The 15,628-nt window shown below is 68.3% G+C and carries 15 protein-coding genes; 9 read left to right on the forward strand and 6 right to left on the reverse strand.

All coding sequences use genetic code 11. The features are described from left to right. Window positions 1-52: 52 nt before the first annotated feature. The 5 genes from ACYVD7_RS05240 to ACYVD7_RS05260 all read right to left on the reverse strand — a co-directional run bounded on the left by ACYVD7_RS05240 (window position 53) and on the right by ACYVD7_RS05260 (window position 4,702). The gene (locus ACYVD7_RS05240; protein ID WP_460759997.1) at window positions 53-1,033 is read right to left on the reverse strand and encodes an NAD-dependent epimerase/dehydratase family protein; all 981 of its coding nucleotides are present in this window, start codon (window positions 1,031-1,033) and stop codon (window positions 53-55) included. A gap of 135 nt (window positions 1,034-1,168) precedes the next feature. Beyond that, window positions 1,169-2,071 carry a ParB/RepB/Spo0J family partition protein gene (locus ACYVD7_RS05245; protein ID WP_460760000.1) on the reverse strand — a complete coding sequence of 301 codons (903 nt, stop codon included), beginning with the start codon at window positions 2,069-2,071 and terminating at the stop codon, window positions 1,169-1,171. Further along, the gene (locus tag ACYVD7_RS05250; protein ID WP_460760003.1) at window positions 2,068-2,874 is read right to left on the reverse strand and encodes a ParA family protein; all 807 of its coding nucleotides are present in this window, start codon (window positions 2,872-2,874) and stop codon (window positions 2,068-2,070) included. Before ACYVD7_RS05250 ends, ACYVD7_RS05245 begins: the two co-directional genes overlap by 4 nt. Before the next feature lie 523 nt (window positions 2,875-3,397). Continuing rightward, the gene (gene rsmG, locus ACYVD7_RS05255; protein ID WP_460760006.1) at window positions 3,398-4,051 is read right to left on the reverse strand and encodes a 16S rRNA (guanine(527)-N(7))-methyltransferase RsmG; all 654 of its coding nucleotides are present in this window, start codon (window positions 4,049-4,051) and stop codon (window positions 3,398-3,400) included. Between the two features lie 54 nt (window positions 4,052-4,105). Further along, window positions 4,106-4,702 carry a 4'-phosphopantetheinyl transferase family protein gene (locus ACYVD7_RS05260; RefSeq protein ID WP_460760009.1) on the reverse strand — a complete coding sequence of 199 codons (597 nt, stop codon included), beginning with the start codon at window positions 4,700-4,702 and terminating at the stop codon, window positions 4,106-4,108. A gap of 77 nt (window positions 4,703-4,779) precedes the next feature. Here ACYVD7_RS05260 and ACYVD7_RS05265 point away from each other — a divergent pair, with 77 nt between their 5' ends. Both ACYVD7_RS05265 and ACYVD7_RS05270 read left to right on the forward strand, forming a co-directional pair. Then, entirely contained in the window at window positions 4,780-6,177 is a 1,398-nt protein-coding gene (locus ACYVD7_RS05265; RefSeq protein WP_460760011.1) for an AMP-binding protein, read from the forward strand. A gap of 220 nt (window positions 6,178-6,397) precedes the next feature. Continuing rightward, window positions 6,398-6,670, forward strand: coding sequence for a GlsB/YeaQ/YmgE family stress response membrane protein (locus tag ACYVD7_RS05270; RefSeq protein WP_460760221.1), 273 nt, complete (start codon window positions 6,398-6,400; stop codon window positions 6,668-6,670). A 109-nt stretch (window positions 6,671-6,779) separates the two neighbouring features. On the opposite strand, the gene xth is transcribed toward ACYVD7_RS05270, so the two are convergent. Beyond that, window positions 6,780-7,568 (reverse strand): exodeoxyribonuclease III, encoded by a 789-nt coding sequence (gene xth / locus ACYVD7_RS05275; protein ID WP_460760014.1) that lies wholly within the window; start codon window positions 7,566-7,568, stop codon window positions 6,780-6,782. 180 nt (window positions 7,569-7,748) lie between these two features. Between xth and ACYVD7_RS05280 the strand changes: the two genes are divergently transcribed. From ACYVD7_RS05280 to ACYVD7_RS05310, 7 genes are all read left to right on the forward strand, one after another. After that, complete coding sequence (locus ACYVD7_RS05280) at window positions 7,749-8,291, forward strand: gamma carbonic anhydrase family protein (protein WP_460760016.1); 543 nt, start codon at window positions 7,749-7,751, stop codon at window positions 8,289-8,291. A gap of 211 nt (window positions 8,292-8,502) precedes the next feature. Continuing rightward, window positions 8,503-9,240, forward strand: a complete 738-nt coding sequence (locus ACYVD7_RS05285; RefSeq protein WP_460760019.1) for an RDD family protein — start codon at window positions 8,503-8,505, stop codon at window positions 9,238-9,240. 43 nt (window positions 9,241-9,283) lie between these two features. After that, a complete protein-coding gene (locus ACYVD7_RS05290) occupies window positions 9,284-10,330 on the forward strand; it encodes a stage II sporulation protein M (protein WP_460760022.1) in 1,047 nt (348 codons plus the stop codon). Further along, complete coding sequence (locus ACYVD7_RS05295; RefSeq protein ID WP_460760024.1) at window positions 10,327-11,916, forward strand: DUF4129 domain-containing protein; 1,590 nt, start codon at window positions 10,327-10,329, stop codon at window positions 11,914-11,916. The genes ACYVD7_RS05290 and ACYVD7_RS05295 overlap by 4 nt, the downstream gene beginning before the upstream one ends. Beyond that, window positions 11,913-13,217: a DUF4350 domain-containing protein gene (locus ACYVD7_RS05300; protein WP_460760026.1), complete on the forward strand. Its 1,305-nt coding sequence runs from the start codon at window positions 11,913-11,915 to the stop codon at window positions 13,215-13,217. The genes ACYVD7_RS05295 and ACYVD7_RS05300 overlap by 4 nt, the downstream gene beginning before the upstream one ends. After that, window positions 13,214-14,254 carry an AAA family ATPase gene (locus tag ACYVD7_RS05305; protein WP_460760029.1) on the forward strand — a complete coding sequence of 347 codons (1,041 nt, stop codon included), beginning with the start codon at window positions 13,214-13,216 and terminating at the stop codon, window positions 14,252-14,254. Before ACYVD7_RS05300 ends, ACYVD7_RS05305 begins: the two co-directional genes overlap by 4 nt. After that, a complete protein-coding gene (locus ACYVD7_RS05310) occupies window positions 14,251-15,582 on the forward strand; it encodes a DUF58 domain-containing protein (RefSeq protein ID WP_460760031.1) in 1,332 nt (443 codons plus the stop codon). Before ACYVD7_RS05305 ends, ACYVD7_RS05310 begins: the two co-directional genes overlap by 4 nt. Window positions 15,583-15,628: the final 46 nt, after the last annotated feature.

The raw sequence follows: 15,628 nt of genomic DNA on the forward strand, positions 1-15,628 counted from the left end.
TGCATCCTACCCGGCTCGTGTTCAGACTGTCTTAAAAGGCCGTAACCGCAGGTCAGGCGCGGTCGCCGAAGTAGTCCCGGCACCAGGCCACGACCGGCGGCAGGCCGACTTCGATCGGTGTGCGCGGCTCGAAGCCGAACGCGGCGTGTGCGCGCGAGGTGTCGGCCATGGTCTCGACCATGTCGCCCGGCTGCATCGGCTTGTAGACCTTCTGCGCGGGGCGGCCGGCGGCCTGTTCGATCACCGCGATGAACTGCTCGAGTTCCACCGGGGTGTGGTTGCCGAGGTTGAATACCCGATGTGGGGCTGCCCCATGCGGCGGTTCGCCCGCCGGTGGATTGTCCAGCGCGCCCAGCACGCCGTTGACGATGTCGTCGACGAAGGTGAAGTCGCGGCGCATCTTGCCGAAGTTGAAGACGTCGATCGGCCGACCCGCCAGCACCGCGCGCGAGAACAGTAGCGGCGCCATGTCCGGGCGACCCCACGGACCGTACACGGTGAAGAAACGCAGTCCCGTCGCGCGCAGGCCGTAGAGGTGCGCGTAGGTGTGCGCCATAAGCTCGTTGGCGGCCTTGGTCGCCGCGTACAGCGAACGCGGCTGGTCGACGCGCTGGTCTTCGGAGAACGGCGGCGTGGCCGAATCGCCGTACACCGACGACGAACTCGCATACGCCAGGTGCTGCACGCCGCGATGGCGGCACAGTTCCAGCAGGTTGACGAAGCCAACCAGGTTGCTGTCGACGTAGGCGTGCGGATTGGTCAGCGAATAGCGCACGCCCGCCTGCGCGGCGAGGTGGATGACGCGCGTGGGCTTCACTTCGTCGAACAGCGCGGCCAGGCCATCGCGGTCGGTGAGGTCGAGCGTGCGGATGTCGACGCCGGGACACAGTGCGGCAACGCGATCGCGCTTGATCTGCGGGTCGTAGTAGTCGTTGTAGTTGTCGAGGCCAATGACGGATTCACCGCGGGCCTGCAGTGCGCGGCACGTGTAGGCGCCGATGAAGCCGGCTGCGCCGGTGACGAGAGTGGTCATGGAGGAATTTTATGGTTTCGGTGGTGCCCACGCCGCCGCCATCCGAAGGCGGAAGGCGCTGACCCGGGTCAGGAGCACTCTGGAACGAACAGCGAATCGGGCAGGAATCGACGCGGCCAGATCAGCCGCGTCGCGTCACGCAGACTTCGGGCGCAGCTTTTCCAGCACGCCGTCCAGCGAATCCAGGTCGTGGTAATGGATCACCAGACGACCCTTGCCGCCGCGGCCGTGCAGCACGTTCACGCGGGTGTTGAGCGATTCCGACAGCTCGCGTTCCAGCGCGGCGATGTCGGCCTGCGGCTTGGCCTTGGCCGGCTTGGCGCGCGGCGTGTCGGCGACCTTGCCGGCGGCGAGCAGTTGCGCGCGGTGTTCGACTTCGCGCACCGACCAGCCGTTTTCCGCGGCCTGGCGCGCGAGCGCGATCGCGGCCTGCGGCGCCAGCGTCAGCAGCGCGCGGGCGTGGCCCATTTCCAGTGCCTTGGTTTCCAGCAGCACGCGGATGTCGACCGGCAGTTCCAGCAGGCGCAGCAGGTTGGAGACCGCCGCACGCGAACGACCGACCGCGTCGGCGGCCTGCGCGTGGGTGAGGTCGAATTCGTCGATCAGCCGCTGCAGCGCGACGGCTTCTTCGAGCGGATTGAGGTCTTCGCGCTGGATGTTCTCGATCAGCGCCATCGCGACCACGGTGCGGTCGTCGACCTCGCGGATCACCACCGGAATTTCGGTCAGTCCGGCCAGTTGCGAGGCACGCCAGCGGCGTTCGCCGGCGATGATCTCGTAGCTCTTGCCGCCGATGTCGCGCACCACGATGGGCTGGATCACGCCCTGGGCGCGGATCGAGTCGGCCAGCTCGGTGAGCTTGCCCTGGTCCATCGTGCGGCGCGGCTGGTACTTGCCGGGTGTCAGCGCGTCGACTGGCAGCGTGCGCAGGGCGTCGCCGGGCTGGGCTTCCACCAGCGCGGGCGCTTCGGCGGCGGCCTTGGGGCCGAGCAGCGCTTCCAGTCCGCGACCCAGTCCGCGCTTCTTCGGCGCGCTCATGCCGCGGCCTCCTTGGTGACCGTCTTCGCGGCCTGGTCGCGCTCGCGCTGGCGGCGCAGCACTTCGCCGGCCAGGCCGAGGTAGGCGATGCCGCCGCGGCTGGCACGGTCATAACCGACGATGCTCTGGCCGTGGCTGGGCGCTTCGGCCAGGCGCACGTTGCGCGGCACGATGGTGCGGAAGACGCGGTCGCCGAAGTGCTTGGTCAGTTCCGCCGACACCGCGTTGGCAAGGTTGTTGCGCACGTCGAACATGGTGCGCAGCACGCCTTCGATCTCCAGCTGCGGGTTGAGGCGCGCCTTGAGCGCCTCGATGGTGTCGAGCAGGGCGCTGATGCCTTCCAGCGCGTAGTACTCGCACTGCATCGGCACGATGATCGAGTCGGCGGCGGTCAGCGCATTGAGGGTGAGCAGCGACAGCGCCGGCGGGCAGTCGATCAGGATGTAGTCGTAGTGCACGCGCATCGGCGCGAGCGCGGCCTTCAGGCGCTGCTCGCGGTCGGGTTCGCTCATCAGGCTGATTTCGGCCGCGGTCAGCTCGATGTTGGCCGGCAGCAGGTCGAAGTCCTCGGCAGTGCGCTTGAGGATGGCGGTCGGCTCCGCCTCACCCAGCAGCACGTCGCAGATCGTGTCCTCGATCTCGCGCTTGTCGATGCCGCTGCCCATGGTCGCGTTGCCTTGCGGGTCGAGGTCGACCAGCAGCACGCGCTTTGGCGTCTTGGCGAGGGCGGCGGCCAGGTTGACCGCGGTGGTGGTCTTGCCGACTCCGCCTTTCTGGTTGGCGACAGCGATGATGCGGGCCATGCGGCTCGTTGCCTCGAGGTGATGCGGTGGTTGGCCAGGACATGGCCGGACCGGGGATTATGCCCGGCCGGGGCGGGCTGTGAGGGCGCAGTGGGTCCGGGATTGCGTGCGTGGTCTTCCGGCTACGTCAAAACGACTGCGCGAGTCGTCCGGAAGGTCTCCCGACCAGGTTGAAACGACTCCCCGAGTTGTCTGGAAGGTCTCCCGACCGCGCCGAAGCGACTACCCGAGTCGTCCGGAAGGTCTACCGGCCACGTCAAAACGACTGCGCGAGTCGCCCGGAAGGTCTCCCGACCGCGTCGAAGCGACTACCCGAGTCGTCTGGAAAGTCTCCCCACCACGTCGAAACGACTGCGCGAGTCGTCCGGAAGGTCTACCGGCCACGTCAAAACGACTGCGCGAGTCGTCTGGAAGGTCTCCCGACCACCTCGAAACGTGGTCGCCGGGGGTGTGGAAGTCGTAGGGCGGGCCTTGGCCCGCCTTCCGGTGTTCCGGGTCGCCCGAAGGCGGGCCAGGGCCCGCCCTACGCGCGGCGGACTTCGATCAGGTGGCGTTCGCCTTCGACGCCGGGCACGCGGAGGGGGTGCGAGGCGGTGACCGCCCAGCCGGCCGGCAGCGCCGCGATCTCGTCGGCCGGATACACGCCCTTCATCGCCAGCAGCACGCCGTCGGGTTTGAGCAGATGGCCGCCCAGTTCGATGATCAGCGGCAGCGTCGCCAGTGCGCGGGCGGTGATGGCGTCGTGGGCGCCTGGCTCGGCGACGGCCTCGATGCGCGATTCGGCGACGCGGACGCCCGACAGGCCGAGCTGGCGGATGGCTTCGCGCATGAAGCGGGCCTTCTTGCCATTGCTCTCCACCAGGGTCACCCGCAGGCCGGGTTTGACGATGGCCAGCGGGATGCCGGGCAGGCCGGGGCCGGTGCCCAGGTCGGCGAGGCTGCCGCCGGCGCGCGCGATGGCGTCGACGTAGGGATGCATCGCCAGCGAGTCGAGCAGGTGCTTGCCGACCATCTCGCGCGGGTCGCGGATGGCGGTGAGGTTGTAGGTCTGGTTCCAGCGTGCCAGCAGCGCCAGGTAGGCCAGCAGCGGTTCGGCCAAAGCCGGGTCCAGCTGCAGGTCGCGCAGGCCGGCTTCCAGCGTCGGGCGCAGGTCGGCGGGGAGGGTGGGGGTGTTCATGCGGGGCGCAGTATGAGTGACGGGGTGGGGCGTGAGGAGCGGGCGCGGCGGCGTTCACCCGGGCCAGTCGCGCCAGGCGAGCGCGGCAACGTAGCCCGGGGTGGGGACCACTTCTCGCAGGGTCCAGTCAGCGGGAACGCCGAGCCGGGGGTCGCATTCGACCAGTTGCAGGCGGTCGTCGCGTTCGACGAAGCGAAGCCGCTCCAGTCCAAACGACAGGCCGTGGCCGTGCGCCTTTAGGACCGCTTCCTTCGCGCACCATAAGCGCAAAAAGGCCAGATCACGCTGCGATTGGTCGCCAAAAGCGGCTAACCAGTCGTGCTCGTGCCGGGTGAAGAAGCGCCGGGCCAGTTCCAGCGCCCGCGGGCGGGCATGCACCAGCTCGCAATCCACGCCGAGTTGCACGCCTTCCCCGAGCGCCACCATCAGGCCCTGCCCGCTGTGGCTCCAGCTGCAATCCAGCCCGGCCGGTAGCCGGGGTCGGCCGCGCTCGTCGCGGACCAGCGCCAGCCGTTCCGGGGGCAGGTCGAGTTGTGCCGCCAGCCAGTCCCGGGCGATGGGGTCGGTCGGGGTGCCGCGGGCGTGGGCGTGCCAGGACCAGCGCAGCGGGCCGTGGTGGAAATCGCGGTAGTTGGCGGCAGACAGGGACATGAAGGCTGGATTTGACCCCTTCTGACGTAAAGTAGCCACAGGGGATGCGACCCGGGTTCCGGTCGCGGGAAGTTCAAATGTCAGCAGTGATCCAGTCCGTTGCGGGGGAGCCGCAGTGCGCCCGCACGGCGTTGGTCGTGGGTGGGCTTGGCCGCGCCATCGCGTTTGATGGCAGCGGGTGCATCGATCACGCGCGTTTCGCCCGCGAAGTCCGCGGCGTCGCCGCGCTGCTGCCGGACGCCGCCTGCGCCATCAACCTGTGCGAGGACCGCTACCGGTTCCTCGTCGCCTTCTGTGCCGCCGCGCTGCGCGGCCAGACCACGCTGCTGCCGCCTTCGCGCGCGCCGGCCGTGGTCGCCGAGGTGCAATCCCAGCATCCCGGCAGTTACTGCCTCGATGACGGTGATGCGTGTTCCCAAGCATCGATCGGCGCGTCCGCGGCGCAGGTGCGTCTGCCGGCGACATTGCCGCAGCGCGACGGCGCAGAGCTCGCGATCGACGACGACCTGCTGATCGCGATCGGCTTCACCTCCGGCAGCACCGGCCGGCCCAAGCCGAACCCGAAGACCTGGGCCGCGTTCCGCGCCAGCACCGCGCAGAACCTGGTGGCGCTGGCCGACCTGCTGGATGAAGGCAATGGTGTCAGCGGATCCGCCACGACACCGCTCGTGGCCACCGTGCCATCGCAACACATGTACGGCATGGAGATGTCGGTGTTGCTGCCGCTGCTGGGTGCGATCTGCGTGCACGGCGCGCGTCCGTTCTTCCCCGACGACGTCGCCCGCGCGCTGCGCGACGCGCCCACGCCGCCGTTGCTGGTGACCACGCCGGTGCACCTGCGTGCGCTGGTCGGCGCGACGGTCGAATTCCCGCCGCTGCGTGGCATCGTCTGCGCCACGGCACCGTTGTCGCGCGAACTTGCCGCTGGCGCCGAGCAGCGTTTCGGCTGCGAAGTGCGCGAATTGTTCGGCTCCACCGAAACCTGCGTGATCGCGCGTCGCCGCACCGCACGTGACGATGCCTGGACCCCGCTCCCCGGCGTGCGACTGTCGCCGCAACCCGATGGCACCGCCGTACAGGCGCCGCACCTGCCGCAACCGGTGGTGCTGGCCGACCTGGTCGAAATCCACGCCGATGGTCGTTTCGAACTGCGCGGCCGCAATGCCGACATGTTGGAGATCGCCGGCAAGCGTGCGTCGCTGGGTGATCTCACCCGACGCCTGCTGACGGTGCCGGGCGTCGACGATGGTGTCGTCTTCCAGCTCGATCCCTGCGAACGCACGGGCGTGCGCCGCATCGCCGCGCTTGCCGTGGCGCCGACACTGACCGAAGCGCAGATCCTCGCCGTGCTGCGCGGGCATGTGGATCCGGTGTTCCTGCCGCGTCCGCTGCGTTGCGTGCCGGCGTTGCCGCGCAACGACACCGGCAAGTTGCCGCGCGATGCGCTGACCGGATTGCTGCGCGACCTGGCTTGAGTTCGCGCGGAAATGCCGCCCAGGAGTCCCGCCCAGAAATGTTCGAACGACGTGATGGCGACGTGACATTTTCCGCGGAATCACCGTGCGTTCGGGTTCCTGAGTGCGCGTTCAGGTTCCTGACACCTCCATCACGCCGCCAACAACAGACTTCTCTCGCCCCTCATTCAGGGCGAGCAGCTTCCTTCCTTTTGAAACCAAGGAGAGCGACATGACGGCAATGGGATTGATCATCTGGTTGGTCGTCGGCGGCATCATCGGCTGGCTGGCGAGCCTGGTCATGAAGACGGACGCGCAGCAGGGATTGCTGCTCAATGTCGTCATCGGCATCGTCGGTGCCTTCCTGGGCGGCTGGATCGGCAACATCACTGGCCTGGGTGGCGCGGACATCAATGACGGCAACTTCAGCCTGCCCAGCCTGCTGTTGTCGCTGGTGGGTGCGATCGTGCTGCTGGCGATCGTCAACCTGTTCCGGCGAGGGCGTGTACGCTGACGAAGGGATCGTGACGTGAAAAGAAAAAGCCCGGCTTGTCCGGGCTTTTTCTTTTCATCAGGTGGGGCCATCTTCGGTCGATAACAGCCAGCCGATCCGCATTCGTCGATCAATCCAACTCCACCCACACCGGCGTGTGATCGCTCGGCCGTTCCCAGCTACGCGGGGCAGTGTCGATGCCGCCAGCGATGCAGCGCGCACGCAACGCCTCGCTCACCAGCACCAGGTCGATGCGCAGGCCCCAGCCGCGCTCGAACGCGTTGAGGCGATAGTCCCACCAGCTGTGCTGGCCGGCTTCCTCGTTGAACAGGCGGAAACTGTCGTGCAGGCCAAGATCCAGCAGTGAGCGCAGCGCGTCGCGTTCCGGCGTGGAGCACAGGATCTTCTCGCGCCAGCGCTTGGGATCGTGCACGTCGCGATCGTCGGGGGCGATGTTGAAGTCGCCCAACACCACCAGATTGGGATGCTGGCGCAGCTCTTCCGTCAGCCATTCGCGCAGCGCCGCGAGCCAGCGCAGCTTGTAGTCGAACTTCTCGCTGCCGACGGCTTCGCCATTGACCACGTATAGATCGATGATGCGCAGCGCCTGCGGCGAACCTGGCTCGCCCCCGACGGTCGCGGCGAGCACGCGCTTCTGCGGATCCTCGAAACCCGGGATGGCGGTGATGCATTCGCCGGTGAACGGCAGGCGGCTGAGCACGGCGACGCCGTTGTAGGTCTTCTGTCCGCAGAACACGCTGCGGTAGCCCAGCTCCGCCAATGCATCGTCGGGGAACTTCATGTCCTCGAGCTTGGTTTCCTGCAGCGCGACCACGTCCGGCGCGAACTCCTGCAACCAGCGTTGCAGGTGAGGCAGGCGGACGTTGAGGGAGTTGACATTCCAGCTGGCGATTTTCATGCGGCGCAGTGTAGCGCGCCGTGCTTTTCTCCCTCCTTTTCGCGCAGCGAAGGGGAGGGCCGGGGAGGGGTGCTGTTGCTTGTTTGTTTCCCTTGTGCCCGAAAAAGCAAAGTCAAAAGCACCCCTCCCCGGCCCTCCCCTTCGCCTGCGGCGAAAGGGAGGGGGCAGTAAACTGCCCGCATGAACAACGTCCGCCCCTACCTCGACAAGACGCCGGTGCTCGGCGAGCGTGCCTACATCGATCCCGCCGCGACGGTCATCGGCGACGTCATCCTCGGTGACGATGTTTCGATCTGGCCGGGCACCATCGTGCGCGGCGACGTCAATTTCATCCGTGTCGGCGCGCGCACCAACATCCAGGACGGCACCGTGGTGCACGTCAGTCACGACGGGCCGCATGCAAAGCTTGGCGGTTTCGCCACGGTGATCGGCGAGGACGTCACCATCGGCCACAAGGCGATCATCCACGCCTGCCGCATCGAGGACGCCGTCCTGGTCGGCATGGGTGCGGTGATCCTGGATGGCGCGGTGGTGAAGAAGCACGGCTTCGTCGGCGCCGGCGCGCTGGTCGCGCCGGGCAAGGTGGTGGGCGAAGGCGAGCTGTGGCTGGGCAATCCGGCGAAGAAGGTGCGCATGCTCAGCGACGCTGAGATCGAGGCGCTGTACTACTCAGCAGGACATTACGTCCGCCTCAAGAACAACTACCTGAACCCACTTGTCTGAGCCCGCTCGTCGAACCCATCGACCTGAACCGGTTTGAATGCTGATCTGGAATGGCCGGTCTGAGCGCTCCGGGTGAACGTGCCAGCTTGGTCCGCCGCCGGGCACACAGGCGACGTCGCGGTTGGCGCTTTCACGCTGGCCGTCTAAAGTCATCGTGGAACCACGGGGGACTCATGGAGCGTTACCAGCCGCGTCCGGCGCCGCGAATCGCATGCGCCGACAAGACCGAACGCGGCGCACGGCGGAGCTGCGCTTGAGCAACGGCGCCGTGCTCGACACCTACCGCGAAGTGGTGACGCCCGAAGGCGTCGCCCTGCACCTGCCGGCCGCCGGTCCGGTGCCGCGCGCGTTGGCCTGGCTGATCGACTTCGCCATCCGTGCCGGCGTGATGTTCGTCGCCGGCATCGTCCTGGGCGTGCTGGGGACCAGCGGCGCCGGCCCGTACGCGGTGACGCTGTTCATCGTGTTCTGGTTCTATCCGGTGCTGTTCGAGGCGCTCGACAACGGGCGCACGCCCGGCAAGCGCGCACTGGGCCTGCGCGTGATCGCCGCCAACGGTGCGCCGGTGGGCTGGCTGGCTGCATTCACCCGCAATCTCATCCGGGTGGTCGACCTGCTGCCGTTCGGTTATGCCACCGGGCTGGTCGCCAGCCTGGCCGATCCGTGGGGGCGGCGACTGGGCGACATGGTTGCCGGCACGCTGGTCGTGCACGCCACGGTCGAGCAGGAGAGCCGGTCCGCGGTGGAGAACGTCGCGCTCGCCCCGAGCGTGCCGCTGCTGCCGCACGAGCAGGTCGCGCTGGTGGCCTACGCCGAGCGCGCGCCGCAGCTGACGCGTGAACGCCAGGAAGAACTGGCCGACCTGGCCGAGCCGCTGGTGCATGCACGCGGCGCCGTGGCTGTGCAGCGCCTGTACGGCATCGCGAACTGGTTGCTGGGGCGGCGATGAGCATCCGAATTTCGACCCCGACCCCGTTACGGCCGTCCGTCGCATGAAGCAGGAAACCTTTGTCCACCGCCATCGCGCCGAGTGGGACGCGTTCGAGCACTGGCTCGATGTGCGCGGCGAGAGTGCGAAACGCGCACGCCGCGAGCGTCGCGGCTGGGAAGGCTTGTCCGACTACGAGATGCCCGCGCATTACCGGCGCCTGTGCCAGCAGCTCGCGCTGGCGCGGCGTCGCGGCTACAGCCCGGTGGTGACCGATCGCCTGCAGCAGCTGATGGATCGCGGCCATGGCGTGCTGTACCGCACGCCGGCTGTGCGCGTGCGCAAGGCGGTGGAGTTCCTCGCCGCTGGCTTCCCGCGCCTGGTGCGTGAGGAAAAAGGCGTGATGCTGGCCGCCGCGCTGCTGTTCTGGGTGCCGCTGGTCGCGGTCTTCATCGCGATCCAGCTGGAACCGAACCTGTCCAGCGCCATGTTCGACCCGATGCAGCTCGCGCAATTCGAATCGATGTACGACCCAGCCGACGCGGCACAGAAACTCGGTCGCGACAGCGGTACGGACCTGGCGATGTTCGGCATGTACATCTGGAACAACATCAGCATCGGCTTCCGCACCTTCGCGCTGGGGCTGATTTCCGGGATCGGTTCGGTCTACGTGCTGGTAAGCAACGGCCTGGTGATCGGCGGCGTCGCCGGACACCTGCAGGCAGTGGGCCACGGCGACCCGTTCTGGCGTTTCGTCTGCGGGCATTCGGCGCCCGAGCTCACCGGCGTGGTGATCGCCGGTGGCGCCGGCCTGCGCATCGGCATGAACCTGATCGCGCCCGGACAGCGTTCGCGCGCCGATGCGCTGGCCGACGGGGGCCGACGCGGCGCGCTGTTGTGCCTGGGCGTGTTTGCGATGCTGACGTTCGCCGCCTTTGTGGAAGCGTTCTGGTCGTCGATCGGCTGGATGCCGGCGGCGATCAAGTATTCGGTGGCGGCATTGCTGTGGGGCGGGATCGCGGTGTGGTTGTGGCGCGGCGGACGCGCCGGCGCGACCTTCGATGATCTTGCGGTCATGCGGTCGCAGCGCGCCGGGGCCTCGCGCGCATGAGGATCGAAGACCTCACCGTCGCGCTGCGGCCGCGCAGCGCCTGGGAAGCGGGTGAACTCGGCAGCGCGCTGGTGCGGCGGCACGCGGCCGCGGTGTGGGCGCCATGGCTGGCGCTGACACTGCCGCTGTTCGCGCTCGCCAACCTGCTGTGCTGGTCGATCGATACGACGTGGCTGGCGGGGCTGCTGATGTGGTGGCTCAAGCCCGCCTTCGATCGCGTGCCTTTGTATGTGCTGTCGCGTGCGGTGTTCGGTCACGTGCCGCCGCTGCGGGAAACGCTGCGCGCACAGCTGAGCTGGGGGCTGCGCTGGCTGCCCGCCTACCTGCTGTGGCGACGCCTGGGGCCATTGCGCTCGGTCTACCTGCCGGTGGATTTCCTCGAAGGCGGCCGCGGTGAAGCCGCGCGTGCGCGGCGTCGTGCGATTGGCGCGCCGATGTACGGCGTGGGCTCGCTGCAGACGGTGGTGTTCGCCAACTTCGAACTGGCGATCTGCCTGGGACTGGTGGTCGGGGTGATGCTGTTCGTTCCCAATGAATTCGCCAGGGAAACCGCCGCACGCCTCTGGAACGTGATGGAGTCGCAGCCGACCTGGTTGCAGCTGTGCATCAACGCCGTGATGTGGACGGCCACCAGCTTGGTGGAGCCGTTCTACATCGGCGCGGGCTTCGGGCTGTACCTCAACCGTCGCACCCAGATCGAAGCATGGGACATCGAGATCGTGTTCCGGCGGTTGCGTGCCCGCCTCACCCAGGCGGCCTCGCCGCTGCTGCTCGCGTTGTGCGTGGGGCTGTGCGCGGTGGGCATGGGTTGGCCACGCACGGCCGCGGCGCAGGATGAGCCGCCGCCCCATGAGATGCGCCAGTGCGGGCGCACGGACACGGCTGCGACAGAGTCTCCGGGTGGCGACAACGCGACGTTGCGCAGCGTGTTCGGCGTGGACGCGAGTGTTCATGAGGATTGGCGCCAGTCGGTGAAGCGTGCGTACGACGACCCGCGCGTCACGCCCCATCGCACGGTATCGCGCTGGGTGCCGCGCAATCCGCAGGAGCGCGCGGAGCGCAAGGGCGACTTCAGTGGGCTCGGCCAGCTGTTCGCGCTGATCGGCGAGTACGGGTTGTGGGTCGTGGTGGGCGTGTTGCTGTTGGCGTTGGCGCTGACGTCGCCGCGCTGGGTGGCGTGGCTGCGCGATGCAACGGCGCGTGAGCAGCGCGAACGGGGCGAGGTCAGTCGCGAGACGGTGCTCGCCGACGACGCGCCACTGCCCGAGGACATTCCCGCTGCTGCACGCCGGCTGTGGCGCGCTGGCCGCGAGCGCGATGCGCTGGCGCTGCTCTACCGCGCCAGCGTCGACGCGATGGTGCGACGTGCCAACGTGGTGCTGGTGCCCGGTGCGACCGAAGCCCACACGCTGCGCGCATCGCGGCAGATGCCGTCGGCCGAGGACCGTGATGCCTTCGCCCGTGCCGTGCGCACGTGGCAGATCGCCGCCTACGCACACGGGTTGCCGGCCGCGGAGGAGTTCGACGAACTGCTGGGCGTGCTCGCGCGACGCTTCGGCTGGCAGGGCGCGGGGGCGACGCCATGAGCGTTTCCCGGGAGGCACAACGCAACGCGTGGCTGACCGTGCTGGGCCTGGTGGTAGCCGGTGCGCTGACCGCGTGGTTCCTGTTTACCTACAAGCGCGTGCAGGTGCGACAGGAGATGCCGCGCATCGGCGAGGCGCGTACCAATCCGCTGTTCGCGCTCAAGCTCGCGCTCGAGAAGGACGACATCCGCGTCAACGCGCGTCGTCGCTTGCAAATGCTGTCGGGCACGCGGTCGCAGCCGCAGGTGAAGCTGGCGCCACGCGACACGCTGGTCCTGTTCAACGACCCGCGCACGCTCACCAGCGAGGAAGTTTCGACGCTGCTGCGTTGGGTCGAAGGCGGCGGCCACTTGATCGTGCGCACGCCGCCGCACGGTTTCATGGCGAGGAATGCGCCGACGCCGCTGCTGGAGGCGCTCAAGCTGGTGCCACTGCCGGACAACCGCGAGAGCGAGTGTGAGACGTTGCATACAGGCCGGGCCGACAACCTGCCATTGCTGCGCAAGGGCAGCCCGGGGCCGGTGCCGACGTTGGCGCCGGATGCGGGCGACAACAGCGATGACAGCAATGCGCCCGCATCCGTCGACGACGACAAGGCGAGCGCCGACACGGCAGACGCGCGCAGCACCGGCTACCTGTTCTGCGGTGCGCGCCGTTTTTCGCTCACGGGCGCAAACCCGGAGCGCAGCTGGGGCGACCTGAGCAACGGCTATGTCTTCGCGCGAATCGTGCGCGGCGCCGGGCGGGTTGATGTGCTGGCCGATCTCGATCCGATCGACAACGACCACCTCGGGGACCGCACCAACGCCGACTTCGCGCGCCAGCTACTCGCGCCCAACTACCGCGCGGGCACCGTGCACCTGGTCTATGCGGCGGAGATGCCCTCGTTGTGGTCCACGTTGCTGTTGCGAAGCTGGATGGCGTGGGGACCGCTGTTGCTGGCGCTGCTGCTGTGGCTGTGGGCGCGCATGCAGCGCCAGGGGCCGCTGCTGGTCGCGCCGCCGGCCGAACGCCGCTCCCTGCTCGAACACATCGTCGCCAGCGGCGAACACGCCTACCGTTACGGTTACGCCCACCTGCTCTACGCCGCCGTGCGTAACGCATTCCTGGCGCGCCTGCGCCGGCGCGATCCACAAGCCGCAGCGCTGGAGGGCGAACCGCAGCTGGCGCTGCTCAGCCAGCGTTTCCCCGACATTGCGACGCACGATATCCGTGACGCCCTGATGCCTCCGTTCGCCAACGACCACGCCGCGTTCCGTTCCCGCATCGCCACCCTGATCCGACTGAGAAACCGACTATGAGCGACACCCCGCTTTCACAAGTGCTGGTCCCGCCGCTGGCTCCGGACCACGTCGCCACGCCGCCGCGCATCACGCCCATCACCGGCGACGCACTTGCGCAACGCGCGGTCGCGATCCGCGATGAAGTCGGCAAGGCGTTCATCGGCCAGGCCGATGCGCTCGACCAGGTGCTGATCGCGCTGCTCGCCGGCGGCCATGCGCTGATCGAAGGCGTGCCGGGCCTGGGCAAGACCTTGCTGGTACGTGCGCTGTCGAAGGCACTGGACTGCGGCTACGCCCGCGTGCAGTTCACCCCGGACCTGATGCCGAGCGACATCAGCGGCCACGCCGTGTACGACCCGAAGACGGAAACCTTCAACATTCGTCGCGGCCCGGTATTCACCAACCTGCTGCTCGCCGACGAAATCAATCGCGCGCCGGCGAAGACGCAGTCCGCACTGCTTGAAGCCATGCAGGAACTGCAGGTGACGATCGAAGGCCACAGCTTCGAACTGCCGCCGCCGTTCCTGACGCTGGCCACGCAGAACCCGGTCGAACAGGAAGGCACCTATCCGCTGCCGGAAGCGCAGCTTGACCGCTTCCTGCTCAAGGTTTTGATCGGTTATCCCTCGCGCAATGATGAGAAGAAGATGGTCGCGGCGGTGAGCCAGGGACGCATGGCATCGGACTTCGACCTGTCGCAGGTGAAGACCGTGGTCGGCCCGCAGGAGATCGTCGCGATGCAGCTTGGCACCGCACTGGTGACGGTGGACGACGCGGTGATCGACTACGCGGTGCGCATTGTCGCCGCCACGCGCGACTGGGCCGGCATCTCGCTGGGCGCGGGTCCGCGCGGCAGCCTTGCGCTGGTGCGGGCCGCGCGCGCGCAGGCGGTGCTGGCAGGTCGCGATTTCGTCACTCCCGATGACGTGCGCGAGATCGCCAAGCCGGCGCTGCGCCACCGCATCGCCCTGGCGCCGGAACTACAGATCGAAGGCCAGGAACCCGACGATGTGCTGCACGCGCTGCTGGCCAAGGTGGAAGCGCCGCGGCAATGACGCAACGGGCGACACCACCGCGCGGCTGGCCACGCCCGGCACCGGCGATGCTGGTGCTGTTCGTGCTGTGGGCGGGCGTCGGATTGGCGGCGAGCATCGGCTACCTGCCGGCGATCGCATGGCAGGCGAGCGGCGCGGTGCTGGCACTGATCGCGGCGTTGGACGCATGGCGTGTTTCGCGGCAGGCCACGCCCGGCGTGCAGCGTCGCGTGCCCGATACCTGGCCGATCGGCGTCGAACGCCCGGTCACGCTGAAGCTGGAAGCCGCCGGTGCGCAGCAACTGGACGTCTTCGACCTGCATCCAGGCAGCTGGGCGATGCAAGGATTGCCGCGGCGCCTGCAGCTGCGACGCGGTGAGAGCGCGAGCCTCGACTACGCGCTGAAGGCCAACGCACGTGGCGATTTCAGCTTCGACGGCGTGCAGTTGCGCCTGCACTCGCCGTGGCGGTTGTGGCGGCAGTCGCGCGTGGCCGGTGCGCCGCAGAAGGTGCGCGTGTTCCCCAACTTCGCGCCGCTGGCACGCTTTGCGATGTTCAGCGCGGAACAGGCCTCGCGCCTGGTCGGTGCGCACGTGAAGCGTCGTCGTGGCGAAGGCACCGACTTCCACCAGATGCGCGAATACCGCGTCGGCGACAGCCTGCGCCAGATCGACTGGAAGGCCACCGCGCGTGCACGCCGCCTGATCTCGCGCGAATACCAGGACGAAAAGAACCAGCAGCTGGTGCTGCTGCTGGATACCGGTCGCCGCCTGCTTGCGCGCGATGGCGAGCTGGCGCATTTCGACCACGTGCTCGACGCAGCGCTGGTCGTGTCGTATCTCGCACTGCGGCAGGGCGATGGCGTCGGCCTGCTCGCCGCGGGTGGCGACAGCGCGTGGGTCCCACCGCAGCGCGGCGTCGGTGCGATCGACAACCTGCTGCGCGCCAGCTATGCGCTGCAACCCAAGCCGGTGGCGACCGACTTCCTGCAGGCGGCGACGGAGCTGTTCCTGCGCCAGCGCCGTCGTGCGCTGGTGATGCTGGTCACCAACCTGCGCGACGAGGACATGGACGACCTGCTCGCCGCCGTGCAGATGCTGCGCAAGCGCCACCTGGTGTGCGTGGCCAGCCTGCGTGAAGGCGCGCTGGATTCCACCTTGGCGCAGGACGTGGGCGACCTGCCGGCCGCGATCCGCGCCGGTGCCACCGCGCAGTACGTCGAACAGCGCAATGCCGCGCACGATGCACTGCGCCACCACGGCGTGATGGTGCTGGACGTCGCCTGCGATCAACTGGCGGCCGCGCTGGTAGAGAAATACCTGGACGTGAAGCGGGGCGGCTTGCTGTAAGGGCGGGCCTTGGCCCGCCGTTCGCTTAGCTCGCGATCGACGGTCT

It is taken from the genome of Lysobacter fragariae (assembly GCF_054779775.1).

Coding starts and splice junctions, on each gene's coding strand:
- ACYVD7_RS05300 (WP_460760026.1), top strand. CDS start 11,913: ATGAGCGTTTCCCGGGAGGCACAACGCAACGCGTGGCTGACCGTGCTG.
- ACYVD7_RS05240 (WP_460759997.1), bottom strand. CDS start 1,033: ATGACCACTCTCGTCACCGGCGCAGCCGGCTTCATCGGCGCCTACACG.
- ACYVD7_RS05250 (WP_460760003.1), bottom strand. CDS start 2,874: ATGGCCCGCATCATCGCTGTCGCCAACCAGAAAGGCGGAGTCGGCAAG.
- ACYVD7_RS05265 (WP_460760011.1), top strand. CDS start 4,780: ATGTCAGCAGTGATCCAGTCCGTTGCGGGGGAGCCGCAGTGCGCCCGC.
- ACYVD7_RS05245 (WP_460760000.1), bottom strand. CDS start 2,071: ATGAGCGCGCCGAAGAAGCGCGGACTGGGTCGCGGACTGGAAGCGCTG.
- ACYVD7_RS05295 (WP_460760024.1), top strand. CDS start 10,327: ATGAGGATCGAAGACCTCACCGTCGCGCTGCGGCCGCGCAGCGCCTGG.
- ACYVD7_RS05270 (WP_460760221.1), top strand. CDS start 6,398: ATGGGATTGATCATCTGGTTGGTCGTCGGCGGCATCATCGGCTGGCTG.
- ACYVD7_RS05280 (WP_460760016.1), top strand. CDS start 7,749: ATGAACAACGTCCGCCCCTACCTCGACAAGACGCCGGTGCTCGGCGAG.
- ACYVD7_RS05305 (WP_460760029.1), top strand. CDS start 13,214: ATGAGCGACACCCCGCTTTCACAAGTGCTGGTCCCGCCGCTGGCTCCG.
- rsmG (WP_460760006.1), bottom strand. CDS start 4,051: ATGAACACCCCCACCCTCCCCGCCGACCTGCGCCCGACGCTGGAAGCC.
- ACYVD7_RS05260 (WP_460760009.1), bottom strand. CDS start 4,702: ATGTCCCTGTCTGCCGCCAACTACCGCGATTTCCACCACGGCCCGCTG.
- ACYVD7_RS05285 (WP_460760019.1), top strand. CDS start 8,503: ATGCGCCGACAAGACCGAACGCGGCGCACGGCGGAGCTGCGCTTGAGC.
- xth (WP_460760014.1), bottom strand. CDS start 7,568: ATGAAAATCGCCAGCTGGAATGTCAACTCCCTCAACGTCCGCCTGCCT.
- ACYVD7_RS05290 (WP_460760022.1), top strand. CDS start 9,284: ATGAAGCAGGAAACCTTTGTCCACCGCCATCGCGCCGAGTGGGACGCG.
- ACYVD7_RS05310 (WP_460760031.1), top strand. CDS start 14,251: ATGACGCAACGGGCGACACCACCGCGCGGCTGGCCACGCCCGGCACCG.